This is a genomic window from Micromonospora sp. WMMD961, assembly GCF_029626145.1.
Taxonomy (GTDB): Bacteria; Actinomycetota; Actinomycetes; order Mycobacteriales; family Micromonosporaceae; genus Micromonospora.
Genome location: NZ_JARUBJ010000002.1, coordinates 6,935,901 through 6,961,472 on the forward strand (window position 1 = coordinate 6,935,901; position 25,572 = coordinate 6,961,472).

At 71.3% G+C, this 25,572-nt stretch carries 24 protein-coding genes and 1 pseudogene; 10 read left to right on the forward strand and 15 right to left on the reverse strand.

What is annotated here, in order from left to right:
• Positions 1 to 62: 62 nt before the first annotated feature.
• The 3 genes from O7614_RS31815 to O7614_RS31825 all read right to left on the reverse strand — a co-directional run bounded on the left by O7614_RS31815 (position 63) and on the right by O7614_RS31825 (position 2,700).
• Positions 63 to 1,067 (reverse strand): glycine betaine ABC transporter substrate-binding protein, encoded by a 1,005-nt coding sequence (locus O7614_RS31815; protein ID WP_278142039.1) that lies wholly within the window; start codon positions 1,065 to 1,067, stop codon positions 63 to 65.
• A 209-nt stretch (positions 1,068 to 1,276) separates the two neighbouring features.
• A complete protein-coding gene (locus tag O7614_RS31820) occupies positions 1,277 to 1,975 on the reverse strand; it encodes an ABC transporter permease (RefSeq protein ID WP_278142449.1) in 699 nt (232 codons plus the stop codon).
• Positions 1,976 to 2,013: 38 nt separating this feature from the next.
• Entirely contained in the window at positions 2,014 to 2,700 is a 687-nt protein-coding gene (locus O7614_RS31825; RefSeq protein ID WP_278142040.1) for an ABC transporter permease, read from the reverse strand.
• A 2-nt stretch (positions 2,701 to 2,702) separates the two neighbouring features.
• Between O7614_RS31825 and O7614_RS31830 the strand changes: the two genes are divergently transcribed.
• Positions 2,703 to 3,707: an ABC transporter ATP-binding protein gene (locus O7614_RS31830; protein WP_278142041.1), complete on the forward strand. Its 1,005-nt coding sequence runs from the start codon at positions 2,703 to 2,705 to the stop codon at positions 3,705 to 3,707.
• A 60-nt stretch (positions 3,708 to 3,767) separates the two neighbouring features.
• On the opposite strand, the gene O7614_RS31835 is transcribed toward O7614_RS31830, so the two are convergent.
• From O7614_RS31835 to folP, 7 genes and pseudogenes are all read right to left on the reverse strand, one after another.
• Entirely contained in the window at positions 3,768 to 4,199 is a 432-nt protein-coding gene (locus O7614_RS31835) for a hypothetical protein (protein WP_278142042.1), read from the reverse strand.
• A 125-nt stretch (positions 4,200 to 4,324) separates the two neighbouring features.
• Complete coding sequence (locus O7614_RS31840) at positions 4,325 to 4,633, reverse strand: hypothetical protein (protein ID WP_030327972.1); 309 nt, start codon at positions 4,631 to 4,633, stop codon at positions 4,325 to 4,327.
• A 58-nt stretch (positions 4,634 to 4,691) separates the two neighbouring features.
• Positions 4,692 to 5,906 (reverse strand): ABC transporter permease, encoded by a 1,215-nt coding sequence (locus tag O7614_RS31845; protein WP_278142043.1) that lies wholly within the window; start codon positions 5,904 to 5,906, stop codon positions 4,692 to 4,694.
• 117 nt (positions 5,907 to 6,023) lie between these two features.
• Positions 6,024 to 6,563 (reverse strand): DUF3180 domain-containing protein, encoded by a 540-nt coding sequence (locus tag O7614_RS31850; RefSeq protein WP_278142044.1) that lies wholly within the window; start codon positions 6,561 to 6,563, stop codon positions 6,024 to 6,026.
• Between the two features lie 19 nt (positions 6,564 to 6,582).
• On the reverse strand, positions 6,583 to 7,110 hold the full coding sequence (gene folK, locus O7614_RS31855) for a 2-amino-4-hydroxy-6-hydroxymethyldihydropteridine diphosphokinase (protein ID WP_278142045.1): 528 nt from the start codon (positions 7,108 to 7,110) through the stop codon (positions 6,583 to 6,585).
• On the reverse strand, positions 7,107 to 7,475 hold the full coding sequence (gene folB, locus O7614_RS31860) for a dihydroneopterin aldolase (protein ID WP_278142046.1): 369 nt from the start codon (positions 7,473 to 7,475) through the stop codon (positions 7,107 to 7,109). Before folB ends, folK begins: the two co-directional genes overlap by 4 nt.
• Positions 7,476 to 7,648: 173 nt before the next feature.
• Positions 7,649 to 8,482 (reverse strand): annotated as a pseudogene (folP, locus tag O7614_RS31865) (dihydropteroate synthase); the annotation flags it as partial.
• Positions 8,483 to 8,838: 356 nt separating this feature from the next.
• Between folP and O7614_RS31870 the strand changes: the two are divergent.
• From O7614_RS31870 to O7614_RS31900, 7 genes are all read left to right on the forward strand, one after another.
• Positions 8,839 to 9,153: a hypothetical protein gene (locus O7614_RS31870; RefSeq protein WP_030327982.1), complete on the forward strand. Its 315-nt coding sequence runs from the start codon at positions 8,839 to 8,841 to the stop codon at positions 9,151 to 9,153.
• Between the two features lie 13 nt (positions 9,154 to 9,166).
• Complete coding sequence (locus O7614_RS31875) at positions 9,167 to 9,529, forward strand: hypothetical protein (RefSeq protein ID WP_053654782.1); 363 nt, start codon at positions 9,167 to 9,169, stop codon at positions 9,527 to 9,529.
• A 70-nt stretch (positions 9,530 to 9,599) separates the two neighbouring features.
• The gene (locus tag O7614_RS31880; protein ID WP_278142047.1) at positions 9,600 to 13,025 is read left to right on the forward strand and encodes an ATP-binding protein; all 3,426 of its coding nucleotides are present in this window, start codon (positions 9,600 to 9,602) and stop codon (positions 13,023 to 13,025) included.
• 1 nt (position 13,026) lies between these two features.
• Positions 13,027 to 14,979 carry an MFS transporter gene (locus tag O7614_RS31885; RefSeq protein WP_278142048.1) on the forward strand — a complete coding sequence of 651 codons (1,953 nt, stop codon included), beginning with the start codon at positions 13,027 to 13,029 and terminating at the stop codon, positions 14,977 to 14,979.
• The gene (locus O7614_RS31890) at positions 14,976 to 15,533 is read left to right on the forward strand and encodes a hypothetical protein (protein WP_278142049.1); all 558 of its coding nucleotides are present in this window, start codon (positions 14,976 to 14,978) and stop codon (positions 15,531 to 15,533) included. The genes O7614_RS31885 and O7614_RS31890 overlap by 4 nt, the downstream gene beginning before the upstream one ends.
• Positions 15,530 to 16,702: a M23 family metallopeptidase gene (locus O7614_RS31895; RefSeq protein WP_278142050.1), complete on the forward strand. Its 1,173-nt coding sequence runs from the start codon at positions 15,530 to 15,532 to the stop codon at positions 16,700 to 16,702. Before O7614_RS31890 ends, O7614_RS31895 begins: the two co-directional genes overlap by 4 nt.
• A gap of 13 nt (positions 16,703 to 16,715) precedes the next feature.
• Positions 16,716 to 17,315, forward strand: a complete 600-nt coding sequence (locus O7614_RS31900; RefSeq protein ID WP_278142051.1) for a hypothetical protein — start codon at positions 16,716 to 16,718, stop codon at positions 17,313 to 17,315.
• A gap of 3 nt (positions 17,316 to 17,318) precedes the next feature.
• Here O7614_RS31900 and O7614_RS31905 read toward each other — a convergent pair whose 3' ends face one another.
• Complete coding sequence (locus tag O7614_RS31905) at positions 17,319 to 17,753, reverse strand: hypothetical protein (protein WP_347404389.1); 435 nt, start codon at positions 17,751 to 17,753, stop codon at positions 17,319 to 17,321.
• 314 nt (positions 17,754 to 18,067) lie between these two features.
• Here O7614_RS31905 and O7614_RS31910 point away from each other — a divergent pair, with 314 nt between their 5' ends.
• A complete protein-coding gene (locus O7614_RS31910) occupies positions 18,068 to 20,629 on the forward strand; it encodes an FtsK/SpoIIIE domain-containing protein (protein WP_278142052.1) in 2,562 nt (853 codons plus the stop codon).
• A gap of 46 nt (positions 20,630 to 20,675) precedes the next feature.
• Complete coding sequence (locus O7614_RS31915; protein WP_278142451.1) at positions 20,676 to 21,377, forward strand: hypothetical protein; 702 nt, start codon at positions 20,676 to 20,678, stop codon at positions 21,375 to 21,377.
• Between the two features lie 163 nt (positions 21,378 to 21,540).
• Here O7614_RS31915 and folE read toward each other — a convergent pair whose 3' ends face one another.
• The 4 genes from folE to O7614_RS31935 all read right to left on the reverse strand — a co-directional run bounded on the left by folE (position 21,541) and on the right by O7614_RS31935 (position 25,496).
• The gene (folE, locus tag O7614_RS31920; protein WP_145778588.1) at positions 21,541 to 22,206 is read right to left on the reverse strand and encodes a GTP cyclohydrolase I FolE; all 666 of its coding nucleotides are present in this window, start codon (positions 22,204 to 22,206) and stop codon (positions 21,541 to 21,543) included.
• A gap of 35 nt (positions 22,207 to 22,241) precedes the next feature.
• A complete protein-coding gene (ftsH, locus tag O7614_RS31925; RefSeq protein ID WP_278142053.1) occupies positions 22,242 to 24,260 on the reverse strand; it encodes an ATP-dependent zinc metalloprotease FtsH in 2,019 nt (672 codons plus the stop codon).
• A gap of 422 nt (positions 24,261 to 24,682) precedes the next feature.
• Positions 24,683 to 25,258, reverse strand: coding sequence for a hypoxanthine phosphoribosyltransferase (hpt, locus tag O7614_RS31930; RefSeq protein ID WP_112582849.1), 576 nt, complete (start codon positions 25,256 to 25,258; stop codon positions 24,683 to 24,685).
• A gap of 100 nt (positions 25,259 to 25,358) precedes the next feature.
• Positions 25,359 to 25,496 carry a hypothetical protein gene (locus O7614_RS31935; RefSeq protein WP_179781303.1) on the reverse strand — a complete coding sequence of 46 codons (138 nt, stop codon included), beginning with the start codon at positions 25,494 to 25,496 and terminating at the stop codon, positions 25,359 to 25,361.
• Positions 25,497 to 25,572 lie beyond the last annotated feature (76 nt).

Consider the following 25,572-nt stretch of genomic DNA (forward strand, 5'->3'; position numbering starts at 1 on the left):
CGGACGCGCGGACGCCCCCGCCCGGTCGGGGCGGGGGCGTCCGCAACGCCTCGGGAGAGGGCTCAACTGGTGGCGAACGCACCGTCCGAGGAGAAGATCAGGCCCACGCTGATCGAGCCGTCGCGCAGACCGCTCTTGGTCAGCGGCCCGCCCTGGTCCAGCGAGGAGAACCTGCCCACCGAGAGCCCGTACGTCTTCTCGAGACCCGGCTTGCAGAACGGACGCTGCTCGCACTCCGGCGGACCACCCAGCACGGTGGCGCTGCCAGAGCACTTCGCGGCGAACTCCGACAGGGTGCGCACGCCGTACTTGTCGGCGAAGGCCTGGGTCACCGCGAAGGCGTTCTGGTCCTGCGCGGCAGCCGGGGCACCGAAGGTGATGCCCACCTTGTCGCCCTCGGCCTTGAGCGCGGTCACCGTCGTGTTGATGTCCGGCGAGGAGATCGGCTGGGCGTTGGGCCCGTTGGCCTTGGTGTTGAGGAACTCGGCCATGGTCGCCGCGTACTCCGGGACGACCTGGATCTCACCCTTCTCCAGCGCCGGCTCGTAGAGCTCCCGGTTGCCGATCTGCTGCACCTTGACCTGGTAGCCGGCGGCGGTGAGCGCGATCCGGTACAGCTCCCCCAACGTCTGGCTCTCGGCGAAGTTGCCGGCGCCCACAGTGATGTCGCCACCGGGGCCCTTGGCGATGCCCGCGGTGAGGTTGTTGGCGCTGGCGAACTCCTCGGCCGCCACCTTGGGGGTCTTGCGGTCGTCGTTGACGGCCTTGTTGAGCTGGATCAGCTTCGGGGTGTCGAGCGCCGCGGAGACCTTGTCCAGTGCGGCGATCAGCTGCGGGTTGGCGGCCTTGCTGTTGACCGCCGGGATGATGTTGTCGGAGTTCTGGAGCTTCTTGTCGTCCTGCAGAGCGATGAGCTGCTGGCCGGCGACCGGGGCGCATCCTGCGCCGGAGGCGCTGGTTGCGGGTGCGTCGGTGCCGGACGAGCCGGCGTCACCGCAGCCGGTGAGAAGTGCCGCCCCGGCGACGGCGCTGACCGCGCCGATAGCCAGACGTGTACGTGCGCGCATGTGCCCGCCTTCCGTGTCCCGGCGCGACCCCTTCCGGGCCGGCCGCGTGTCCGACGGGCGATCCTGACTGTCGGTCGCCCGCGAATATCCACCCAACATGGTCCGGAAGCGACCGACAACCTGAGGTGGACTTCGTCACCGCATCGTCACCGATGTGCCCACCGCCGGCGGCCAGCTCGACGCAGGGCTCACCCGGACGAGTCGGCGGGTCAGGCGCTCCCGGTGGCGTCGGCGGGCCGGTGCCGGGCCGTGGCCTGCCGCCCGCGCCGCAACGGCCGGGGAGTGACCAGCCGTTCGACGCCGCCGAGGATCACCTCGGCCAACAGCGCCAACCCGGCCACCAGGACACCGCCGGCCACGATCTGACCACCGCCGGCGGCGATACCGATGCCGAACCCGGTCCGGATGATCTGGCCGAGGCCACCACCGTTGACGAACGACGCCAGCGCTGCGGTCGCGATCACCTGGACCGCGGCGGTCCGGAACCCGGCCGCCAGGTAGGGCACCGCGAGCGGCAGCTCGACGCGACGCAGCAACTGCCCGCCGGACAGGCCCATCCCCCGGGCCGCGTCGCGGGCCTCCGGGTCCACCTGCCGCACCCCGGTGTACGCGTTGGCGAGCAGCGGCGGGACGGCGAACACGGCCAGAGCCACCACGACCGGCGTACGTCCGAAGCCGCTGGCGAAGACCACCGGCAGGATGGTCAGCAGCGCCAGGGTGGGGATCGCCAGGGTGGCGTTGGACACCAACACCACCAGGCCACCGCCTCGGCCGAGGTGGCCGAGCCAGAGCCCGAGCGGCCAGGCCACCAGGCAGCCGAGCGTCACCGCGAGCGCCGAGATGGTCAGGTGCTCACCGAGGCGGTCCAGCATCCCACCGGGGTTGGTCCAGTTCAGTGGATCGTTCATCCAGACGATCGCCTGGCCGATCGGGTTCGCCGCGACGGTCACCGTGCCCTCCGGGTGGACCAGGGGGTCACCAGCCGGGCGACCAGGACGAGCAGCAGGTCGAGCAGGACCGCGAGCGCCACGCAGAGCAGCGCGGCGGTCATGATCTCGGCCTTGTAGAGGTTGTTCTGGAACCCCGCGAAGATCAACTGCCCGAGACCGCCATGCCCCACCAGCACCCCGACCGTGACCAACGCCACCGTCGAGACGGTGGCCAGCCGGACGCCGGTCACGATGCCCGGCAGGGCCAGCGGTAGGTCGATCCGGAACAACCGCCCCCACCGGCCGTACCCCATGCCCTCGGCAGCCTCGCCGACCTCCGGAGGCACCTGGTTGAGCCCGGCCACCGCGTTGCGCACGATCAGCAGCAACGCGTAGAGGACCAGCCCGACCAACACCGTGGTCGCACCGGTGCCCAGGTAGGGGGCGATGAACGCGAAGAGCGCCAACGACGGGATGGTGTACACCACCCCGCTGACGGCGAGGATCGGACCGGCGAGCGGACGGAACCAGTACGCCAGAACGGACAACGGCAGGGCGATCAGCACCGCGATCAACACCGCGCGCCCGGTGAGGGAGGCGTGTTCGCGCACCGCGGCGAGGATCGTGTCAGAGTTGTCCCGCACGTACTGCCAGGAGAACCAGGGGTTACCCGGGTCGGCCCGGTAGCTCAGGCGGAAGGACATACGTGGACGTTACCCCGGAGGCCGCCGACGTGGCCGAATCCCCTCGTGCGGCGTCGATCTCCCTGCAGGGCATCCAGAAGAGCTATCCGAACGGCACCGACGCCGTCCGGGATCTCAGCCTGGACGTCCGCGCCGGCGAGTTGGTGGTGCTGATCGGCCCGTCCGGCTGCGGCAAGTCGACGGTGCTCCGCATGATCAATCGGTTGATCGAGCCGACCGCCGGCCGGATCATGCTCGGCGACGAGGACGTCACCGACGTCGACCCGGTGCGGCTCCGCCGCCGGATCGGGTACGTGATCCAGAACGTCGGCCTCTTTCCACACCAGACGGTCCGGGCCAACGTGGCCACCGTGCCGGGTCTGCTCCGCTGGCCCAAGGACCGGACCCGGGCCCGGGTCGACGAACTGCTCGACCTGGTCGGGCTGGACCCGGCCCAGTTCGGCGGTCGCTACCCGAACGAGCTGTCCGGCGGCCAGCGACAGCGAGTCGGGGTGGCGCGTGCGCTCGCCGCCGACCCGGTGGTGCTGCTGATGGACGAGCCGTTCTCGGCCGTCGACCCGATCGCGCGGGCCCGCCTGCAGGAGGAGTTCCTCCGCCTGCAGGCCGAGGTCCGCAAGACGATCGTGCTGGTCACCCACGACCTCGACGAGGCCGTCCGGCTCGGCGACCGGATCGCGGTGCTCTCCGGGGGCGGGCACCTGGAGCAGTACGACACGCCGGCCGCCTTGCTCGGCGCGCCCGCCACCCCGTTCGTACGCGAGTTCGTCGGCGCCGACCGGGGCATTCGCCGGTTGGCGGTCACCCCCCTGGACCGGGAGTCACTGGAGCCGGTGCCCGGCGACGCCGCCGCGGACCTGCCCACCGTCGCACTGGACGGCTCCGCGTACGACGCGCTGGCGGTGCTGCTCACCTCCGGGCGGGACCAGCTCGTGGTGACCGACGCGGGCCGACCGGTGGGCACGCTCACCCGTCAGCGCCTGCTCGACCTCGGCCGCCCGACGAGCTGACCCGTCCCGGGCTTCGGAACGGCCGGCGTCGGCTTCGGGCCAGGCGCGGCCCGCTTCGGGCTAGGCGCGGCCGCCGAGGCTGGCGGTGCCGATGATCCACCCGGTGAGGAAGCCGTAGCCGGCGCCGGTGCTGGCATCCTGCAGGGCACCCAGCAGCGACGGGCTCGGGCCGAGCAGCGCCGCGAGCACGGCGGCGAGCCCGGCGGCCAGCACGTACGCGGCCCAGCCGGAGAAGAACTGGCTGACCGAGCCGGGCACCCGGGCCACCTGGGCAGCGGGCAACAGGTAGAGCAGGCCCACCGCGAAGATCACCAGCAGCACGGCTCGCAGGTCGGCGGCGAACAAACCGCCGGCCTCCCCGTCCGCGTCGAGTCGCCAGGCCGGCCAGGCGAGCAGGCGCATGTAGAACGCGGCGGCCGACTCCGGATCGGTCTGGGTGGCGGCCCATCCGGTGAACGCCGGGCTGCCAGCGATGCCGACCAGCAGCAACACGGCGAGCGCGCCGGTGCCGGCCGCCGTGCCGTACCGGCCGACCGGGCCGGTACGGTGCAGGAGCGACGCGATACGCCCAGACCCCGAACCGGTCGCTCGGGCCGACCTGGGCTGCCCCGAGCGGCTCAGTGCTTCATCAGGTAGTCGATGAAGGCGGCCCGCAGCAGCGGCGCCGACTCCTCGTAACCGTGACCGGTCAGCTCCCGCCACAACGCGTTGGCCTCGTCGATGGTCGGGCCGATCGAGTTCGGCGCGCCGTCCAGGACCGTGGCCTCGTCCGCGTTCGGCAGATGGCGGATCACCGACCAGTAGAACTTCACGTCGCGACGCTCCCGGGCCAGGGCGAACGCCCGCTCCCGCAGCTCCTCGGTGGGCAACGCGTCAAGCTCCTCGAACGAGGTTCCGCCGGGGGTGGCGGCAGGTGTGTCGGTCATGCCGCCGAGCCTAACGGTCGAGATCAGCCCCGGCTCGGCGGACGCGACGCGACGCCTGTCACCGCTCGTCGGTGTCCCAGCGGCGCGGGCCGTCTTCCCAACGCGGATCCCGCCACGGGTCCACGGGTTGGGGCGCGGCGGGAGTCGGCAACGTCGGGGGCCAGTTGTCGACCGGCTGGGACTGCGGCATGGTCCAGCCGGTGCTGATCGTGCCGTCGCTCACCGGCTCGGGCTTGTCGATGCTGCCCGACCGTGGTCGCCCGAGCGTCTCGACCAGCCGGGTGACCAGCAGCCCGATGCCGAGCACGGCCCCACCGACCGCCCAGTTGCTCAGCGTCCAACCGCGCTCCGGCGCGTACGTCTGGAAGAGGGTCACCACACCGACCGCCAGCAGCGTGCCGAACACGCCGCCTCGACGGCCGTACGCGCTGGTGCCCGCGAGGAGGGTCACCCCCACCGCCAGTACCGTCCAGTCCAGCCCCGAGGTGGGCGCGACAAGTTCGGGGCCGTTGGCGGCGAGCAGCACGCCGGCGAGGGCCGCCAGCACGCTGGAACCAACCAACGCGACAGCGGTGACCACGGCGGCCACCGTGCCCCGCCGACGGGCCGGGTCGGCGATCGGGCGGTACCTGCCGACCAGCCGCCGGATGGCCCGGATGGCACCGAACAACCCGCCGAGGACGGCCACCGCGGCGAACCCGGCGAAGAGGTACCCGGCGCTGCGCCCAGGGTCGTAGTCGCCCTGCACCAGCACCGGTGCCGAACGCTGCTCGATGTACACCACCACCCCGGCCGCGCCGCCCAGACTGGCGGCCCAGCCCGGTACGTGCAGCACCACCACGACCAGCGCCAGCGCGAGCCCGCCCAGCGCGGCGACCGCCACGGCCGGGCCGACCGATGCCGGCAGACCCCGATCGCCCTGCTCGGCGTAGTGCAGGGCGGCGGCGACCGCGATCGGCCCCACGGCCAGGTTCGGCGCCGCCGTGCGCAGGCTCAGCCCGGCAGCCAGGGCGAGCAACCCCAACCCGACCGCGGCCACCAACAACGTGCGCAGGTTGCCGCCGCGCAGGGCGGCCGGATCGTCCTGCCAGAGCAGCCAGCCCAGGGTCGCCAGCCCGGCCAGCAGCAGGAACTCCCACCCCAGATGGACGCCGATCCGGTCCCGGCCGGGCTCACCATGGGTGGGGTCGTCGAAGACGTTCTCCAGCACGGCGACGGGCACCCCGGACGAGGGTTCCGCCGACCGTTCCCGGCCCACTTCTTCGTACCCCATGACGCGCCTCCCCAGTGGCCGGCCGTCCCGGTCCGGCGCGCGGACGAACCGTGGGTGGCCCTTGCTCCCCGATCGCAGGCACCGTACCCGCGCCCGCAGCCGGGCGTAACCCCCTGCTCAGCGCTGACCGGGGCGGCTGTCCCGTGGGTCCTGCTCGCGGTCGTCGTCCGGGCGCTCCGGCACCCGGCAGGCGCGCTCCAACCACAGCGCGGCACCGACCAGGGCCAGCGAGGCGAGCAGGCCACCGCCCGCAGCCGGGCGGTCGTCCAGCGCGGCGCGGGTGGTCTCCACGAAGAGCCATCCGGTGAGCCCCGCGTAGAAACCGGCGAAGATGGCCGCAGCCAGTGCCGACGCCTTGGCCAGCACCACGAAACGGGCGACCAGCAGCGGGTTCACCGGGTCCCGGCCGGGCTTGCGCTCGATCCGGCCCCGGGTGTTGATCGCGGCGTACGCCTCGAGCACGGCCAACCCGGCCAGCGTCACCACCGGCAGCCAGGGCAGCCGGGGAATGCCGCTGTAGTAGAGGGTGCTGATCAGCAGCCAGGCCACCGCCGCCGCGCCCAGGGCGGCCACGACGAGAGTCGAGATCCGGGTGGGGCCCATTCGGGACCGATCCGGGCCCGATCCGCCCGGTGGTGGGGACTTCGCCTGCGTCATGCCGGACGGCTCCGCTCGGTCATGCCGTCGACTCTAACGCCAACTCCGGCCGCGGACGCAGTTCCAGCGCCTCCTCCGCCGCCGGACCGGTGGTCAACAGGTCGGTCAGCCAGCCGTGGCCGGGCAGCCGACCGTACGGCTGGATGTCGATCCACGGTCGCAACACGAAGGCGCGCAGGTGCGCTCGCGGATGCGGCAGGGTCAGCTCCGGGTCGTCGCTGAGCACGGGCTCGTCGTCGTCACCCCAGACGGCGATCACGTCCACGTCGAGGGTGCGCGGCCCGAACCGCCGCTGCGGGTCACGCACGCGCCCGGCCGCGCGCTCCGCGTCGCGGGCCCGCTCCAGCCAGTCGCGGGGGGTCGCCGTCGTGTCCTGGACCAGCACCACCGCGTTGAGGTACGCGGGCTGGTCGGCATCGCCCCACGGTGGAGTCTCGTACACCCCGGAGAGCACGAGTACGGCGTCGCCGAGCGTGGCGACAGCCGTGCGCAGGTGCTCCAGACGGTCGCCCAGGTTGCTGCCCAGCGACAAGACTGCCCTGGTCACCGGGCACGCGTCCGGGTCATGGTGACGGCCACGTCGGTGAAGGTGTGCGGCACCGGGGCCTCCGGTTTGTGCACGGTGATCGTGGCGACGGCGACCCGCTCGTCGGCCAGGCAGACGGTGAGGAGCCGGTCCGCGAGAGTCTCGATCAGGTTGACCGGTTCACCGGTCACCACCGCGACCAGGCGTTCGGCCAACTCACCGTAGTGGACGGTGTCGCTGACGTCATCGCTGGCGGCGGCCGGTGCCAGGTCCAACTCCAGGACGGCGTCGACCACGAAGTCCTGCCCCTGCGCCCGCTCGAAGTCGTACACCCCGTGCCGGCCACGGGCCCGCAGGCCGGTCAGCTGGATCCGGTCCGTGGTCATCGCCGCACCTTCTGCCCCTGGGTCTCTTGCCCCTCGATCTCTCGCGCCTGGACCTCTCGCGCTCGGGCCGCGCGCTCCTGGCCGGCTTTGTCCTGGCCGGCTTTGTCCTGGCCCGCTTCGTCCTGGCCGGCTTCGTCCTGGCCGGCTTTGTCCTGGCCGTGACGCGTGGGGGTGAGGCGTGGGCTGCCGGTCGCGGCCCAGACGGCGAGCGCGTCGGTGGTGGCCCGCACGTCGTGCACGCGTACGCCCCAGGCGCCGGCGGCGACCGCCAGGACACTGGTGGCCACGGTGGCCGCCTCCCGCTGGGCGGTCGGCCGTGGCGTGCCGTCCGGGGCGGCGAGCAGTCCGCCGAGGTACGACTTGCGGCTGGCGCCGAAGAGCAGCGGGTAGCCGAGGTCCAGCAGCTCCGGCAGTCGGGCGCTGAGCTCCCAGTTGTGCGCGGCCGTCTTGGCGAAGCCGAGGCCGGGGTCGACGACGAGGCGTTCGGCGGCCACCCCGGCGGCCAGCGCCGCGTCGACGCGTTGGGCCAACTCGGCTCGCACGTCGGCCACCACGTCGGAGTAGGTGGCCAGCTCACGCATCTGACGGGAGTGGCCCCGCCAGTGCATCAACACCCAGGGACAGTCGGCGTCCCGGACCACGTGGGCCATGTCCGGGTCGGCGAGCCCGCCGGACACATCGTTGACCACAGTCGCCCCGGCGGCCAGAGCAGCCTCCGCCACCCGGGCTCGGCTGGTGTCGATGCTGACGACGACGCCGGCGGCGGTCAGCTCGCGGATGACCGGCAACACCCGCTCGACCTCGGTCGCGGCGTCGATCCGTTCGGCGCCCGGACGGGTCGACTCGCCGCCGACGTCCACCAGGTGCGCACCGGCGTCGCGCAGACGGACGCCGTGTCCGACGGCAGCGTCGAGGTCGGCGTACCGTCCGCCGTCGGAGAAGGAGTCCGGCGTGACGTTGAGGACGCCCATCACCACCGGGCCCGGAGCCCGCACCAGATCGGTCACGACTAGACGGTACCGGTCGCGGCAGCGGTGCCCGCCGACGCGGGTCGACCTCGCACCACCACCCCTGACGTGCTCATTGGAACAGGTGTACGATCGGTCATTCGGGCAGCATCGGGCAGGCCCTTCGCGGCTTGTCGCAATCCGGGGCGGCCCGTACGCTTTGGAATTGGCCAGCATCGAGATGGCGAAGCTTGGAGGGAGGGCCGAAGCGGGGGAAAACCGCCCAAACCTCGCCACGCTCTGTGGTGAGTAACGAACACAGGGTCAAGAACGCTGCGCCCTGTGGAGCACTTTTCCCGCCAGGCTCGCCTATTGCACCGCAGCGGCACCGCCGGCCGCGCTATGGGGAGGTTCCAGTGATCGCCTTCGAGCTCATGGAGACGGCGTCGTCCGGCGTCGCCCACGCGCTCTCCACCCTGGCGTCGGCTCCGCTCGCCGAGCCGGCACCGAAGGGGATCGACACCAACAGTGTCGTCACCTTCTTCGCCAGCAAGATCGCGCCGATCCTGCTCGCCGTCCTCGGCGTCATCTTCATCGGTCGTGCCAGCCGGGGCGAGATCTCCAAGGTGCTGACCAGCTCGGCGATCGCCATCGTCGGCCTCGCCTTCATCGCCGGCGCGGCAACGCTCTTCTTCGTCGGCGATTACCTGATCGACCTGATCTTCGAATAGGCGCGTTCACCAGATGCGGCTGCGCACCGACGACGACATCTACCGGGCCCGCCTGGTCTACCTCGGGCCGCCCGGTTACACCCTTCCGGTCCACCTGCCCTACGCCCAGTACGGGCTCTTCATGCTGCTGGTCCCCCTCTACATGTTCATCCACTGGCTGTTCACGTTGACGGTCGAGCTCTTCCCGGCCTGGGAGATCGCGCTCGCCATCGTGACCACGTCGTTCATCTTCCGGCACGTCGACCCCGATCGACCGGCGCGGGTGGTCATCCGCACCGCGCTGACCGACTGGCGACGCACCCGGGAGCCGGCGGTCGAGCAGCGCGATCCGCGCCTGGTCGGCAGCCGGATCAGGATTCGGGAGGAGCTGGCATGACCGGGCGTACGTCCAACGGTCCGTCGCAGGACGAGGGCAGGGGTCTGCCGACAGTCGCCGAGGCGGTCGCATGAGCCGCTCCTCCACGCCGGGCTCACCGGCTGGCCGCCCGGGCGCGCCGACCGGTCACCGTGCGCACTCATTCGACTACATCGAGGACGAGGATGAGGTTGCCCTCGACCCCGCGCTGGTGACGTCGCCCGGCCACGGCGCGGTCGGCGTGTTCCAGGCACCCCGCCCGGTCCCTCGTCGGCCGCCACCCGCCGAGCCGAGCGCGGTCTCAGCCGGCGAGAACGCAGACATCGACTCGCCCTTCCTGGACCTCTTCGGCGGGGCCCGGCCCGGCGCACGAGCCGTTCCGACCGGCCCGAGCACCCGGGAACAGCCGGCGATCCCGCAGCAGCAGGCCGCCGCTCCGACACCGGTTCGACCGATTCCCGAACTGGAACCACCGTGGACCCCCGACGACCAGCCCGCCAGCGAGGGCCGGCGCCTCGATCCACGACACGTCGGCGGCTACCCGGGCAACGAGTCGCTGGTGCCGCACCAGGCCGGCGATCGGTTGCCGATGCTCCGGCCGACCGACGAGCCCGACCCGCTCGCCGAGGGCGCATCCGTGTCGAAGGCCGCCGATCCGGCGGCCCGGCCACCCGGCACCGCACTCCCGGCACGACCGACGGCGACGCCGGGTCGATCAGCGGCGTCACGACCGCCGGCCCCCGCAGCCCCGCCGGTGGACCGGCCAACCGGCCCCGCCGACCGTCCGGCCAGCACCGCTCCGACGGACCGGCCAGCCCTGGAGCGACCGCAACGCCGCGCCACCGGCACGGATCGACCCAAGGCGGTCGGCAAAGAGGTCGCCCCGCCCCGGGGGCGTGCCGCCAGTCGCCAGGACCGACCGACGAAGCCGACCCGGATCCGCGCGCCGAAGATCAAGTTTGGCGATCGGGACCCGTCTGTCGAGCTGGCCATCACCGAGATCGCCGGTCACCTCACCTTCACCCCCAACACGGTCACCGCCTGGTATTGGCTGCCCGAGGTCCGCTGGGCGTTCCGGCCGGACGCCGAACGCGAAGCACTGCTGTCGGCCATCTCCGAGCAGTACGCCGGTCTGGCCGGCTTCCGGCTACACCTACGCCGCACCACCCGGCCGTTCCCCGCCGACGAGTGGGCGCGCACCATCGACGCCCACACCGCCGCGCCGCTCGCCGACGTTCCCGGCACCACCGGCTGGGCCGATCACCTGGTCGCCGCCCAACGACACCTGATGGCGGTCAACCACGCCGAGGGCCAGACCTACCTGGGCGTCACCTTCGCCCGCCGGTCCCTCGGCGACTCCCTCACCGAACGGATGCTGCGCACCTTCGGTCGGGGCACCGCCGAGGGCGAACGCCGCAAGCTGGGCCGCACCGTCGAACAGTTCGACGAGGTGCTCGGTGCGTTCGGCATGCGGGGCCGACGGGTCACCGCACAGGAGTTGGAATGGCTGCTCTACCGCTCGGTGGCGCTGTGCATGGCGCCCCCCGGCACGCTCTCGCCGGTGACCGACGGGCGCTGGGAACGCGGTGACCTGCTCGCCCTGACCGAGCAGGTGGAGCGCTACCGCACCCCGTACGGTTCGACGGTCAAGCTGGTCAACCGGATGACCGGCGAGGAACGGCACGTGGCCGTGCTCGCGGTCGGCCGGATGGAGCCGTTGGAGATCCCGGAACGCCACGAGCCCTGGCTGCACTTCCACGAGCGGCTGCCCTGGCCGATGGAGATCTCCACCCGCGTCGACATCCTCGGTTCCGGCGACTCCTTCCGTAACCTCGAACACCGGCTGCGGATGATCCGCTCGCAGCAGCTCGACTACGCCGAGCACGGCATCGACGCACCCCCGGAGCTGGAACGGCTCGCCAAGCGCGCGCTGGTGATCGGCGACGAGATGACCACCGGCCTGCCGGTCGACTCGGCCCGTGCGCACGGCTGGCACCGGATCGCGGTCGGCGGCCGGACCAGGGAGGAATGCCTGGAGCGGGCCCGCCGGCTCATCCAGCTCTACTCCCGGGAGCTGCGTATCTCGCTGCAACACCCGAAGAACCAGGACTGGTTGGCCCGCGAGTTCATCCCCGGCGAGCCGATCGCCAACACCGGGTACGTCCGGCGCATGCCGGTGCCGTTGCTCGCCGCCGCGCTCCCCCAGGCCGCGTCGAACGTGGGCGACCGGCGGGGCGACCTGATCGGCCGAACCGCCGGCACCTGCCGCCGTCCGGTCTTCCTCGACCTGCACTTCCCCATGGAGGTCCGGGAACGCTCCGGGCTCGCGGTCTTCGTCGCCGAACCGGGTGGTGGCAAGTCGACCCTGCTCGGTGCACTGGGCTACCTGGCCGCCCGCAGGGGTGTCCAGGTGACCCTGCTCGACCCGTCGGGGCCCCTGGCCCGCCTCTGCGCGATGCCCGAGCTGCGGCCGTACTCCCGGGTGTTGAACCTGACCGGCTCGGAGCACGGCACCCTGGCGCCCTACTCGCTCATCCCGACGCCACTGCGCAGCGAGTTCGGCACCGGGGCAGCCGGCGACCGCGAGTTCGAGATCGCGGTGTCCAACGCCCGCGCCGAGCGGCGGATGCTGGTCCAGGACATCTGCATGATGCTCGTCCCGCCGCAGGTGGCCAGGGAGGCGTCCACCGCCACCCTGTTCCGGCACGCGGTCCGTCAGGTCCCCGCCGAGGAGACGTCCACCCTGGACGACGTCGTGAGCTGCCTCGGGCGCCTCGACGACGACGCCGGCAAGGAGTTGGCCAACCTCCTGCTGGACACCGCCGAGATGCCCCTGGCCATGCTCTTCTTCGGCCGTCCGCCGGAAGGGCTACTCGGCGCCGACGCCGCGCTCACTGTGATCACCATGGCCGGGCTGCGGTTGCCGGACCTCAAGATCGAACGCGAGTACTGGTCGGCCGAGGAGGCCCTGGCCCTGCCCATGCTGCACACCGCGCACCGGCTCGCCGTCCGGCGCTGCTACGGCGGCTCGATGTCGTCCCGGAAGCTGGTCGGCCTGGACGAGGCGCACTTCATGGAGGGCTGGCGGTCCGGTCGTTCGTTCCTGGTCCGACTCGCCCGAGACTCCCGCAAGTGGAACCTCGCCGCGCTGGTCGCCTCGCAGAACCCCCGCGACATCCTCGGCCTCGACGTGCAGAACCTCGTCTCCACCGTCTTCGTCGGCCGCATCGCCGAGGACGCCGAGATCGCCTCCGAGGCGCTGCGGCTGCTGCGGGTGCCGGTCAACGACGGATACGAGGCCACTCTGGCCTCGCTCTCCGCCGCCGACACCAACTCGGCCTCCCGCCTGGGCTTCCGTGAATTCGTGATGCGCGACGTCGACGGCCGGGTGCAGAAGGTCCGCGTCGACGTCTCGTACGTCGAAGGGCTGCTGGACCACCTCGACACGACGCCGGCCGCGATCGCTGCGGCGGCCGGAGTCCTGCCGAGCATCCCCCTGCCGGATCTGGAGGCGTGACATGGCGAGGGCCCGAGCGAGGATCGCGTCGTTCCTGCTCGCCCTCGGCGTACTGGCCGGGGCCTCCCTCAGCTGGCCGCTGATCGGAGCGGAGGCGGCAGCCGCAACACCACCCGTCGCCCAGGCCCGCGCCGACCTCTGCACGACCGCCGAATGGCAGGCCGACTTCCGAGCCTGCGTACAGAAGCTCCAGACAGTCACCGAGGACGAGGTCAAGTGCCGTAACGCACCGACCCCGGGTACGCCGGATTCGGGCCTCGCCGGCTGGTTCGCCGCAGCACCTCCAGCAGAAGCAGCAAACGGAGTGGCTGGCCGATACAGCCTCTACGGCTACGGTGGCTACAGCTACAACACCTATGACATCGACGGTGGCTGCGCGTCGAGTGTGCTGCATCCGGACTACAAGTTCACCACCACGATCGCCAACGGTGAGTTCATGGCCGCCACCGCAATCATCGGTGCGTCCAACGCACTTCGAGAGCGCGCCTGGGACCCCGGTTCGATGTGGGGGTGGGCCGACCCGCTGGTCGAGCAGGCCACCAAGGCCGTGTACGAGAAGGTGTTCAGCGTCTTCGGCATCATCACCCTCTGCGTCGTGGGGCTCTATCTGCTCTGGCGGTCCCGTCAGTCGGACATGAGCAACGCGATGACGACGGCAGGCTGGGCACTGCTGGTGATGGTCGCGGTCACCGCACTCGCCGCCTGGCCGGTGAAGTCCGCCAATATCGCTGACGGCGCACTTGTCACAAGTCTCGGAGTCGTACACGACGCCGTCGGCCCGCAGGCAAAGGAGCCGGACCCCGGACGGTGCATCGACCCCGACCCGAACCGCTGTAAGGATTCCCGCACCCCCGCCGTGCGAGCCAGCGACACCGCTACCGAAACCATGCTCTACCGGAACTGGCTCCGCGGGGTGCTGGGTTCGGCGGACAGCGAGACCGCCCGCAAGTATGGGCCGGCCCTGTACGACGCACGGTCTCTGACGTGGGGCGAGGCTCAATCCATGCGCGCCAACCCGGCTACCCGGGAGGCGACGATCAAGGCCAAGCAGCAGCAGTGGGCACGGGTGGCCCAGCAGATTCAGACCGAGGACCCGGAGGCGTACGAATACCTCCAGGGTGTGCGGGACATGGACCGGGTGGGCGCCGGATTCATCGCGGTACTGGCCGCGTTGCTCTTCGCGATGTTCGACCTGACGGCGTCGCTGCTGGTCCTGCTGGGCTTCCTCATTTTCCGGTGGGCGGTGATCGCGGCACCGATCCTGGGGACGGTGGGTCTGCTCCGGCCGGCGAGCGCCGGACTACGGCGGCTGGCGAACGCCGTGGTCGCTGCGGTATTCAACATCGCCATCTTCGGCACCGGGGCCGCCATCTACCTGTTCGCCGTCGATCTGATCATGAGCACTCCCACCCTGCCGGGTTGGCTTCAGGTGGTGCTGGTCTGGCTCTGCGGGGTGGTCGGCTGGCTGTTGCTGCGGCCGTACCGGCGAATCACCCAACTCGGCGGCAAGGACAGCAGCGAGGCGGTCAGCTCGGCCGGCTCCTGGCACCGCCGGTTCTTCCGCGACATGCGGACCGCCGCGCGACTGGACGTGGCAGAGCCGGGCGGAACGGCCGAACCAGTGGGCGGGCGTCGGCGGTCACCCGATGCGGAGCAGACCCGGCTCCGCCCGGAGGCCCGCCGGGAGGACCCGGTCCCCACACCGTCGGCGGGCGGCGGGGGCCAGCGTGACGCCGGACGCCCCGACGGCCGTGAACGCAGTGATGAGGCACCGGCGGCCGAGACCAGAGGCCGGGGCCGCCCCGTCGCTCCCCAGCCACGTCGTCGGCAGCCGGCAACGTGGACCGAGCCGGACGTGCCGGCCGAGAACCCGTCGTTCGTCGTCTACCGACCGGGTTCGACGGAGCGCACGCCGGACCGTACCGGACCGCGGGTGCGCTCAGAGGCGCGGTGACGGTGATGCGGCGGGCGCTGGAGTTTCTCTTCACCCGGGCGTTGCGGTCCCGGCTGGGCGTGGCGCTGGTCATCGCGGTACTCGTCTTCGGTGTGCTTGGCGCAGCGCGGTTGGCCTCTGGTCCCCTCGATCCGACTGACGGGTTGAGCAGCCGGCCGAACCGGCCGATCACCACCGTGGATCCGACGGCCGGTGACGACGGCGTGCTCTCCAGCGAGGCTCCGCCGTCACCGGTTACGTCGCCGGGCGCAAGGACACCCGAACAGACCGCGGACCGTTTCGCCAAGGCGTGGCTGGGCCGCCCCGGGATGACCACCGACGAGTGGCAGACCGGCCTACGGCCGCTCTCCACGCCGGCGCTGAGCGAGAAGTTGGCCGGCGCCGAGCCCGAGACCGTGCCCGCTGAGACGGTCACCGGCCCGCCAACCATGCGGGAGCGCACCGAGACGTTCGTCGAGATGCTGATTCCTCTGGATGCCGGCCGGCTGAGGCTGGAACTGGTCACGTCGGACAAGGGTTGGATGGTCGACGTGGTGGATTGGGAGCGGCCATGACCGCTCGCAGGGGCGCCGCCCTCCGCAGGCCGGTGCGGGTCGGTGTGATCGCCACGGTGCTCACCGGCGTGCTGCTTCTCCTTTGCTGCACCGGGGGGACCGCGGCGTTCTTCCTGAGTGGGCTCGGCGGCGACGCGGAGGACGGGGACAACCTGGCCGGCTGGGGTTGCGGACCGGTCCGCCCGGTGGACATCGTGGGCGAGCTACCGCGGTTCGCCGAGTACGGCGACGCGCAGGTTCGCAACGCTGCGATCATCATCAAGGTCGGCCAGGATATGGGGGTGCCCTCGCGGGGTTGGGTGATCGCCCTGGCGACCGCGATGCAGGAGTCCGCGCTGCGCAACCTGGCGAACAGCGACGTACCCGAGTCCCTGGCCCTGCCACACGAGGGCGTCGGGGCGGACCACGACTCGCTGGGCCTGTTCCAGCAGCGGCCGGGGTGGGGTTCGGTCGCCGAACGGATGACCCCCGCGTACACCGCCCGGAAGTTCTACGAGAAGCTCGTCAAGGTCCGCAGTTGGCAGCGCCGACCGCTGACGGTGGTCGCCCAGCAGGTCCAGGTCAGCGCCTATCCGGACGCGTACGCCAAGCACGAGGAGTTGGCCAGCAAGATCGTGAACGCGCTGGCCGGCGGAGCGGCCCGCACCGTCGAGATCAACGGCAAGGCGGTGTGCGACGCGGCCGAGCGTGGCGAGATAGCTGCCTCAGGCTGGACCGCACCGATCCCAGGTGACGTCGGCTCCGGCTTCCGCACTGCCAGTCGACCCAGCCACCAGGGGGTGGACATCAGCGCGGCGAAGGGCACCGAGATCCGGGCCGCGGCGACCGGTCGGGTGCTGGTCGCCCGATGCGACCCGGACAACAGGAATCGCCGGGACTGCAACGTGGACGGGTACCCGGACAAGGGGGGCTGCGGCTGGTTCGTCGACCTGCTGCACGCTGGCGGCTATATCACCCGCTACTGCCACATGGTGTTCGAGCCACGCGTCAAGGTGCATCAGATCGTTTCGGCAGGTGATGTGATCGGGCAGGTCGGCAGCAGCGGCAACTCCTCCGGCCCGCACCTGCACTTCGAGGTCCACGTGCGCAACGACCGGAGGAGCTCCGGCGCCATTGATCCGGTTCCGTTCATGCGCGAGCGGGGCGCTCCGCTGCGCGCCGCCGAGTGAGGTCTCCACGGGCATGACTGGACCGTTGCCAGATCCGTTCGCCGACCAGCCAGACTGGGCACCCCGGCCGCCCCGCCCGCTGGCCGTCGTCCCCGCCACCGAGCGGGTGGAGCTACGTGGGCGGCGGGTGCTGGTAGGGCTGCCGGGTTTGGGTTGGCGGGGTGACCTGCGCGCCGACGACCGGGTGGTGCAGAACGCCCGGACCTACGTGCCCGTGATTCCCGAGCACGAGTGGTACCGGGCCGAAGCCGACCAGGTGGAGGTGTTCGCGCCGCTGGTGCCGGTGGAGCGGGTCTGGGTGGAGACGGTCGGCAGCCGGCCGCTGGCGGAGGGAGACCGGGAGACCGGCATCCGGTTGGTCTCGCTGGACGGACCAGCGCACCGGACGCCCACACCCGTCTTCGAGGCGGACGCGCTCACCGGTCGACGCGTGGTGCACGTCGAGGGCGGCCTTGAGCATCGCGACCTGCGGGCAGTTACCGAAACCTACTCGGGTGCCGAGGGAGACATCTGCGTCCGGATCACGCCGGAGGTGGAGTGGTACCGCTGGGCCTGGCGGGGCCAGTCACCCACCACGCTGGAGGTGCCGGTCCATCTGCTGTGGATCGAGTGAGCGTCAATCAACGCTGGTGCCGGCACAAACGCGCCAGCCCTCCTTGGCCTTCACTTCAAACCGCCAAGTGTCCGCCAAGCTTTGGTGAACTCCATCGATTGAAGCACTGCGACGGATGACAGCGATCACAGTTGCGTCCGATGCGGCAGTCTTGGAAACCACAACATTTTCGATGTTGACCGAAAAGGACACGCCCAGCTCGCGCTCTCGTCCGGCTATTTGAGCGGCGAACTCCTCGACCGCAGGGACTCCACCATCGCAGGCAAACAGCTTTGCCCGATTCAGATCGCGGGAGACGAGTGTTGCTTGGAGATAATTGACAACCGCCACGTCGGGTGCGCTGCGATCCGGGGCAGCCGCGCGGTTGTACAGCACGTAGCCCGCGACGGCCCCGCCCAGGCAGAGTAGGGCGACAACCCCGGCGACGACCGTGAGCACGGTCCGCATTCGGCGGCGCGGCGGCTGCGGCGCCGGTGGTGCCGCAGCCGGCGGCAGCTGTTCGGACGGAGCCCGTTGGGCCGGTACGCGGGAGACCTGGGAACCGGCGGGGGGCTGCACTGATTCCACCTCCTGACGTTATCGGCTGGACGCCCCGGAGCCAATGCCTCAGATCCAGCGGATCGTGACGGACCACTCCCCACCGGTGAGATCCACGACATCCCCGGCGCACCGCCGAGGCACCTCCCGGAGGAGCGGAGCCGGCTGGGATACCGTCTCTGCTCGGGAGGGGTTGCCAACCTCGGGCAGAGGGGGTGGACGCGGTGGCCGGTCCGAAGGCACGCACGAACCGCGCCGCAGCTCTGCACCGTCGGGCGGCGGCAGTCGCGACCGCTGCCGCCGGCATTCTGGACGAGACGCGACCGGCCCCGGCCGATCAGCGCCGCCAGTACGAGGTGGCCGACCGGCTACGGGAGGTTGCGGTACGACTGACTCCGGGCTGGTCGGGTGCGGCACTGGACTCGCTCACCGTGGACACTCCGGCGGGTGACGGTCCGCCCCCGTTCGTGCGGGTCGGCACGGCGGCACCGTTGGACGACGCACGCTTCCCCGCGTTGGTGCCGTTGCTGGGCACCGGTCATCTGAGCGTGGACGCGGACGCCCGGGAACCGCGGGTGGCGGGGTTGCTCAGGGCCGTACTCCTGCGGTTGTTGGGTGCGACACCGGCGGGCGCCTTGTTGGTTCGCGCGGTGGATGCCACGGGTGACGTGCTGACGTCGTTCGGAGCGCTCGCCGACGCTGGTCTGTTGCCGCCGCCAGCGGTGGACGTGACGGGTCTGCGGGCGGTGTTGACCGAGGCGGAGCAGTGGGTCGCACCGGGTGCGAGTGGGCGGCGCCGACACGAACGTACGTTGCTGTTGGTGGTCGCGGCACTGCCGGAGTCGACCGGCCCGAGCGACCTGGCGCGGCTTGAGGCGCTGGCCGAACAGGGGCCGACGGCAGGGCTGCACCTGGTGGTGGCCGGTTGGCCCCCTGCCGGCCCGTACGCGGTCCGGGCACCGCTGCCGCACACCACCGCCCTGACGTTGCGCAACGCGTACGCGTTGCTCGGTGACCCGCCGGGGGCGTCTTTCGCCGGGCCGGGCGCGGATCCGCCGGGTGGGTTGAACTCGCCGGTCTTCGTGGAGTCGGATCCGCCGGTTGAGTTGGTGGACACGGTCTGTCGACGGCTGGCCGAGCAGGTGGAGGCGGGTTCACGGCTGGCGTTGGCGGCTCTGCTGCCGCCGACGGGTGAGCGGTTGTGGGAGTCGGACTCGGTGGACGGTTTGACCACCACGGTCGGTGATGCCGGGGGCCGGTCGGTGCCACTGGGCTTCACCGAGCTGACACCGCACTGGCTGGTGAGTGGCCGTTCCGCAGGGGGTCGTTCGGCGTTCCTGACCACCGCGTTGCTGGGCTTGGCCGCCCGCTACGGCCCGGATGAGTTGGCGCTCTACCTGGCGGATCTCGGTGAGGGTGAGTCCTTCGTGGAGTTCCTGCAGACCGAGCGTGACCGGTCGTGGATTCCGCAGGTGCGCGCCGCCGCGATGGCCGCCGACCGGGAGTACGTGCGGGACCTGCTCGACGAGCTGACGGCGGAGGTGCAGCGGCGGGCGGAGGCTGCGGCGCGGGCTGGTGGGCAACGGTTCGCGGAGTTGCGCCAGCATCAGTCGCTGCCCCGCATCGTCTGTGTGTTGGAGAATGTGCCGTTGCTCTTCGCGGAGCGGGACCGGCTGGCCGCCGAGGTGGCGGCCCAGTTGGACGGGCTGGCCCGGGCCGGTCGGGCGTTCGGCGTGCACCTCGTGTTGGCCGGCGCGGGTGAGCTGGGGCTGAGTGTCCGCGCGGACGCCGGTCATCGGGATTCAATGCTCGGGCAGTTCCCGGTGCGGGTGGCGTTACCGGGCGGCAGCCCGGTGCTGGAGCCGACGAACGACTCGGCGGCCGGTCTGCCGGTGGGCAGCGCGGTGGTCAACACCGCCGGTGGGCTCGGCGGTCCGAGGGGTGCGATCCGAGGTCACGAACGGCTTATCCGTCATCCCGACCCGCAGGACCACCCGGAGGTGGTGGAGCGGCTACGGCACGAGCTGTGGGCGGCCCGGCCGGCCGGGTCGGTGCCGCCGGTGGTCTTCGCCGGTTACGCCCGACCGCTGCTCAGCAACGATCCGCGGCACCGGGCGGCGGTGGCGGGGCAGGCGCACGGGCCGGCCGCCCTACTGGGTCGGGCGGTGGACCTGGCCCGCTCGACGGTAGCCGTACCGTTGGGGCCGGCGGCCGGGCGCAACCTCGCGGTGCTGGGTTCGGGTGCCGCGGCGGGCGGGCTGCTGGCGACGGCGGCCCGGAGCACCGCCGACCATCATTCGCCGGGGACCGCTCGTTTCCTGGTGGCGGCACCGGATCCGGGCTCCCGAGCACTGGCGGAGGCGTTGACCACCGAGTTGGCCGCCCGGCATTCGGCCGAGGTGGTGGACCTGCCGACGCTGCTGGCGGACCCGGCCGACGAACTTCCGACGTACCTGGTGGTCTTCGGTCTGGACCGGCCGGGCCCCCGGGAGTTGCCGGTGGACCGGCTACGGGCGTTGCTGCGGGACGGCCCTCCGGCGGGGAGGCACCTGCTGGGCTGGTGGCGTGCGGTACCGCCGTTCGCCGCGTTGTTCGAGCCGGCTGGCGAGGTCGACAAGTTGGCTGCGGTGGTCGTGCTCGATGTGCCGGTTCCGCAGCTCACCGCCGTCTTCGGCCGGCCGGTGGAGTGGCGTGTTCGGCCTGATCGCGCGGTGCTGTGGGACGGTCCCGACGAGCGGGGCCGGGTCCTGGTGCCGTTCTCTGACGAAACCGGCTGATGCGGTGGCGCGAGCGGGAGGTGTCGAGGTGGGTTCGAACGCGACGGTGACCGGGCCGGGACGGCAGCGGTCCGCATCGGCGAGCGGGGACGTCACGCCGACGGCGGTCGAGCCCAGCACGGTCTGGGCGGAGTACCTGGCTGCGGCGCGTCAGCTGGACGGGGTACGCCGCGGCGCGGCTGCCGCCGCCGGTGAGCAGGCCCGCTCGGCGGAGGCCGCCCGGGAGGAGCTGACGGTGGTCCGGACCGGGCTGGCGAGTCAGCAGGAGCGGCTGCGGGAGCTGGGCGTACCGGCGATCTCCCTGGTGCCGTCGCCGCCGGAGCTGACCGAGGCGGCCCGGTCGATGGCGGGTGGGCCGGCCGCGGTGCTGGCGGCGCTGCGGGCCGCGCGGGGCCGGGCGGAGGCGGCGGACGCGGCGCTGGGCACGCGCCGCCGGTTGCGGCCGGGAGCCTGGCCGGCCCGAGCACGAAATCTCCTGGTGTACGCGCCGCTGGCGCTGGTGGTGCCGCTGATCCAGGTCGCGGTGTACGCCGCCACGGGTATCGGGCCGGCCACTGTGGCGGCGCTGATCTGTGGGCTGCCGATGCCGGCGGTCGCGTTCGTCGCCGGTTGGGTGGGCATCGGGCGGTTGTTCCGCGTCGGCCCGGCTGAGCGGTTGGACCGTACGGTGCGTTTCGGCGCGCTGGTGTGCCTGGTCCCGGCGGTGCTGGTCACGGCCGGTCTGCTGCTGGCCGTGCTCGCTGGCTGACCGGTCCCGGGGTTTCGCGGACCCCGGCCGGCGGCTCGGGTCCGCAGGGCGGCCGGGTCGGGGCGGGAACGCCGCCGCTGTCGGGTAGGTCGCCGGCGCGTGGGGCGACTGCGGAACGGCCGGCCGTCCCGGGAGGGTCAGCCGGCCGGGGTACGTCGAGGTGTCAGCGGGGGATGATCAGCGCCATCGCCTCGGCCCGCGACTTCGAGTCCGTCTGCAGGATGCCGCGCACCGCTGAGGTGATGGTCTTGGCACCGGACTTCTGGATGCCGCGCATCGCCATGCACATGTGCTCGCACTCCAGCACGACGACGACGCCGCGTGGTTCGAGTTTGCTCATCAGCAGGTCGGCGACCTGCGAGGTGAGCCGCTCCTGCACCTGGGGCCGGCGGGCGAAGACCTCGACCAGTCGAGCCAGCTTGGACAGGCCGGTGATCCGTCCGTCCGGGCCGGGGATGTAGCCGATGTGCGCGCTACCCCGGAACGGCAGCAGGTGATGCTCGCAGAGGCTCATCACGTCGATGTCTCGGACGATCACCAACTCTTCGTGGTTGGCCTCGAAGGTGGTGCTGAGCACCTGCGCCGGGTCGACCCGCAGCCCGGCGAAGAGTTCGGCGTACGCGCGGGCGACCCGGGCCGGTGTCTGTTGGAGGCCGTCGCGGTCCGGGTCCTCACCGACCGCGATCAGGATCTCACGGACGGCCTTCTCGATCCGGCCCAGGTCGACGGCGTCCTCGACCGGGCGGCCGGTCAGCTTGCCGCTGATCAGCCGCGCGGCCACGTAGTCCAGCTCGTCGTCGCCGTCGGGTTCGGTCGCAGAGACGGCCAGCTCCCGGTGGGGGGAGCTGGCCGTCGGGTCGTTGCTCAGTGCGTGCCGTCCGAGTTGTTGGACGGCGCCCCACCGCCGACCGACGCCTGCGCGCCGTCAGCCTGGGCCTGCGCCTTGAGCTTGTCCTTCTCCGCTGGGGTGAGTACGGGCGGCTCGGTGGAGGGCTGGCGCTTGCCGAAGCCGTTGTACGGGGCCAGCGGCGGGCGCTTGACCACCCGGGAGCAGATCCGCGCCATGTCGGCGGTGGAGAGAGTCTCCTTCTCCATCAGCTCGAGCACGATGTTGTCCAGGACGTCCCGGTATTCCACCAGGATCTCCCAGGCCTCGTCGTGCGCCAGCTCGACCAGTGCCCGCATCTCGCCGTCGATCTCGGCGGCCACCGAGTCCGAGTAGTCCCGCTCGTGGCCCATGTTGCGCCCGAGGAACGGCTCGTCTCCGCTGGTGCCGTACTTGATCGCGCCGAGCTTGGAGCTCATGCCGTACTGGGTGATCATCGCGCGGGCCAGTTGGGTGGCCTTCTCGATGTCGTTGCCGGCACCGGTGGTGGGCTCGTGGAAGACCAGTTCCTCGGCGGCCCGACCGCCCAGCGCGTACGCCAGGGTGTCGATCATTTCGGCGCGCGTCTGGGTGTACTTGTCCTCGGTGGGGAGCACCAGGGTGTGGCCCAGCGAGCGGCCTCGCGACAGGATCGTCACCTTGTGCACCGGAGCGGCGTGCGGCAGCGCCCAGGCGACCAGCGCGTGCCCACCCTCGTGGTACGCGGTGATCTTCTTTTCCTGGTCGCTCATCACGCGGGTCCGTCGCTGCGGACCCGCGATCACCCGGTCGATCGACTCTTCCAGCGAGTCGTTGGTGATCGCGCGCTGGTCCTTGCGGGCGGTGAGCAGGGCCGACTCGTTGATCACGTTGGCCAGGTCGGCGCCGCTGAAGCCCGGGGTACGCCGCGCCACCGAGTCGAGGTCGACGTCGGGAGTGAACGGCTTGCCCTTGGCGTGCACCCGCAGGATGGCCTTGCGGCCCTCCATGTCGGGGGCGTCCACCGGGATCTGCCGGTCGAACCGGCCCGGGCGCAGCAGCGCCGGGTCGAGGATGTCCGGCCGGTTGGTGGCGGCGATCAGGATGACCCCACCCTTGGTGTCGAAGCCGTCCATCTCGACGAGCAGCTGGTTGAGCGTCTGCTCGCGCTCGTCGTGACCGCCGCCCATGCCGGCGCCACGGTGCCGGCCGACGGCGTCGATCTCGTCGACGAAGACGATCGCCGGGGCGTTCGCCTTGGCCTGCTCGAAGAGGTCGCGGACCCGGCTGGCGCCGACACCGACGAACATCTCCACGAAGTCGGAGCCGGAGATGGAGTAGAAGGGCACTCCGGCCTCGCCGGCGACCGCGCGGGCCAGCAGGGTCTTACCGGTGCCGGGCGGGCCGAACAGCAGCACGCCCTTCGGGATCTTGGCGCCCAGTGCCTGGTACTTCGCGGGGTTCTGCAGGAAGTCCTTGATCTCGTGCAGTTCCTCGACGGCCTCCTCGGCACCCGCGACGTCCGCGAAGGTCGTCTTCGGAGTGTCCTTGGTGATCATCTTCGCCTTGGACTTGCCGAAGTTGAGCACCCGGGAGCCGCCGCCCTGCATCTGCGACATGAAGAACAGCAGCAGAAGAACGAGCAGCGCGATCGGCAGCAGGTTGACCAGCAGGCTCACCCAGATGCTGTCCGAGGAGACCTTGACGTCGGCCGGACCGGTGACCCGGTTGGCCGCCTTGGCGTCCAGCACCTCGTTCCAGATCTGGTCACCAGCCTGGTACGGGAACTGAGCCTCGATCTTGTCGGTCTCGGTCTTGCCGAACTTCGTCTTCTGAGCGAGGTCCAGCTGGACCGTCTGCTCCTTGTCCTGGAAGACGACCTTGTTGATCTTGGCGGTGTGCAGCTGATCGAGCGCAACGGAAGTGTCCACGCGGTGGTAGCTGGGACCAGCGGTGAACAGTTGACTGAGCACAACGGCGCCGAGGATGACCAGGATGATCCAGACCACCGGTCGGCGGAAGAAACGCGTACGTTCCATACTGTTGTCGAGCGCCGGGGCGCCCGCATCCTCCTGATCGACGTCCTGACCGTCTGATGGTGTCGCCGCGTCGTGCGGCGGCCGGAGCCGCCGTGCGGGCCGGCCTCGACCCCGAGGCGCGAAAACTGCCGCGCCGCGGTCATTCGACGGTACACCGTGTACGCGAGGAGTGAGCTTGCGAGCCCCGCAGTCGTGCACCATCAAACGCCCCGGGTCGGAACCGGCGTGGCGAGGAGTCCGGCCCGGCCACCCGAACGCCCGGTCACGCGGTCGAGGGGGTCGGGCGCGGAGTAACCTCCGGGCCACCGTGGTCCACGGTAACCGCAACACCTGAGAGCGCGCTGAACGTCGGCTTGATGGATGCCGATGCGAAGGGGCCTCACGCCGCCGCCGAGCCGTCGCTACGGCTCAGAACCCGGGTGTCAGGAGCGGGCGTAGACCTCGGGCTTGAGCACGCCGACGTACGGCAGCTCCCGGTAGCGCTCGGCGAAGTCCAGGCCGTACCCGACCACGAACTCGGTGGGGATGTCGAAGCCGACGTACTTCACCGGGACCGGCACCTTGACCGCGTCCGGCTTGCGGAACAGCGCGACCACCTCGACGCTCGCCGCCGAGCGCGACTCCAGGTAGCGCAGCAGCCAGGAGAGGGTGAGCCCGGAGTCGACGATGTCCTCGACGACCACCACGTGCCGACCGGCGATGTCCCGGTCCAGGTCCTTGAGGATGCGGACGACCCCGGACGAGGTGGTGCCCTGGCCGTAGGAGGAGATGGCCATGAAGTCCAGCTCGGCCGGCGGGCCGTTGCGGCCCAGGGCCCGCGCGAAGTCCGCCATGAACATCACCGCACCCTTGAGTACGCACACCAGCAGCAGCCCGTCGCCCACGTGGGCGTAGTCGGCGGAGACCTGCTTGGCCAGCTCCGCCGTCTTCTCGCGGATCTGCGCCTCGGAAATGATCACGTGGTCGATGTCGGCGTCGTACCAGGAGCCGTCAGCCATGACTCCTAGCCTGCCGTACGTCCGATGGCCTCCGTCGGCGGGGCCGCACCTTTTGGCGCGGTCCCGCCAGGGATTTTCTCGGCAAACTGCACTAATGGCATCAGTTGGTGCGTGACCGCCAACGGCGGCCGTCGTCAGTGGGCTTCCAGTCGGCCGAGTCGTGACTGTCGACGGTGAGGCCGGCCGCCGAGGCGGCGACGAGCAGGACGAGGAACAGGAGGAAGAGTAGGAACTCCATGGCGGCGCTCGCTTTCGCATGATTGCTGTCGGTTTCGCCGCCGGTGCGCACCGGACTGAGACCAGTCTGCGGCCAC

Bases quoted from the DNA above. Each gene is read 5' to 3' on its own strand.
- O7614_RS31815 (WP_278142039.1), bottom strand. From the start codon at position 1,067: ATGCGCGCACGTACACGTCTGGCTATCGGCGCGGTCAGCGCCGTCGCC.
- O7614_RS31820 (WP_278142449.1), bottom strand. From the start codon at position 1,975: ATGAACGATCCACTGAACTGGACCAACCCCGGTGGGATGCTGGACCGC.
- O7614_RS31825 (WP_278142040.1), bottom strand. From the start codon at position 2,700: ATGTCCTTCCGCCTGAGCTACCGGGCCGACCCGGGTAACCCCTGGTTC.
- O7614_RS31840 (WP_030327972.1), bottom strand. From the start codon at position 4,633: ATGACCGACACACCTGCCGCCACCCCCGGCGGAACCTCGTTCGAGGAG.
- O7614_RS31845 (WP_278142043.1), bottom strand. From the start codon at position 5,906: ATGGGGTACGAAGAAGTGGGCCGGGAACGGTCGGCGGAACCCTCGTCC.
- O7614_RS31850 (WP_278142044.1), bottom strand. From the start codon at position 6,563: ATGACGCAGGCGAAGTCCCCACCACCGGGCGGATCGGGCCCGGATCGG.
- folB (WP_278142046.1), bottom strand. From the start codon at position 7,475: ATGACCACGGACCGGATCCAGCTGACCGGCCTGCGGGCCCGTGGCCGG.
- O7614_RS31875 (WP_053654782.1), top strand. From the start codon at position 9,167: ATGCGGCTGCGCACCGACGACGACATCTACCGGGCCCGCCTGGTCTAC.
- O7614_RS31880 (WP_278142047.1), top strand. From the start codon at position 9,600: ATGAGCCGCTCCTCCACGCCGGGCTCACCGGCTGGCCGCCCGGGCGCG.
- O7614_RS31885 (WP_278142048.1), top strand. From the start codon at position 13,027: ATGGCGAGGGCCCGAGCGAGGATCGCGTCGTTCCTGCTCGCCCTCGGC.
- O7614_RS31895 (WP_278142050.1), top strand. From the start codon at position 15,530: ATGACCGCTCGCAGGGGCGCCGCCCTCCGCAGGCCGGTGCGGGTCGGT.
- O7614_RS31900 (WP_278142051.1), top strand. From the start codon at position 16,716: ATGACTGGACCGTTGCCAGATCCGTTCGCCGACCAGCCAGACTGGGCA.
- ftsH (WP_278142053.1), bottom strand. From the start codon at position 24,260: ATGGAACGTACGCGTTTCTTCCGCCGACCGGTGGTCTGGATCATCCTG.
- hpt (WP_112582849.1), bottom strand. From the start codon at position 25,258: ATGGCTGACGGCTCCTGGTACGACGCCGACATCGACCACGTGATCATT.
- O7614_RS31935 (WP_179781303.1), bottom strand. From the start codon at position 25,496: ATGGAGTTCCTACTCTTCCTCCTGTTCCTCGTCCTGCTCGTCGCCGCC.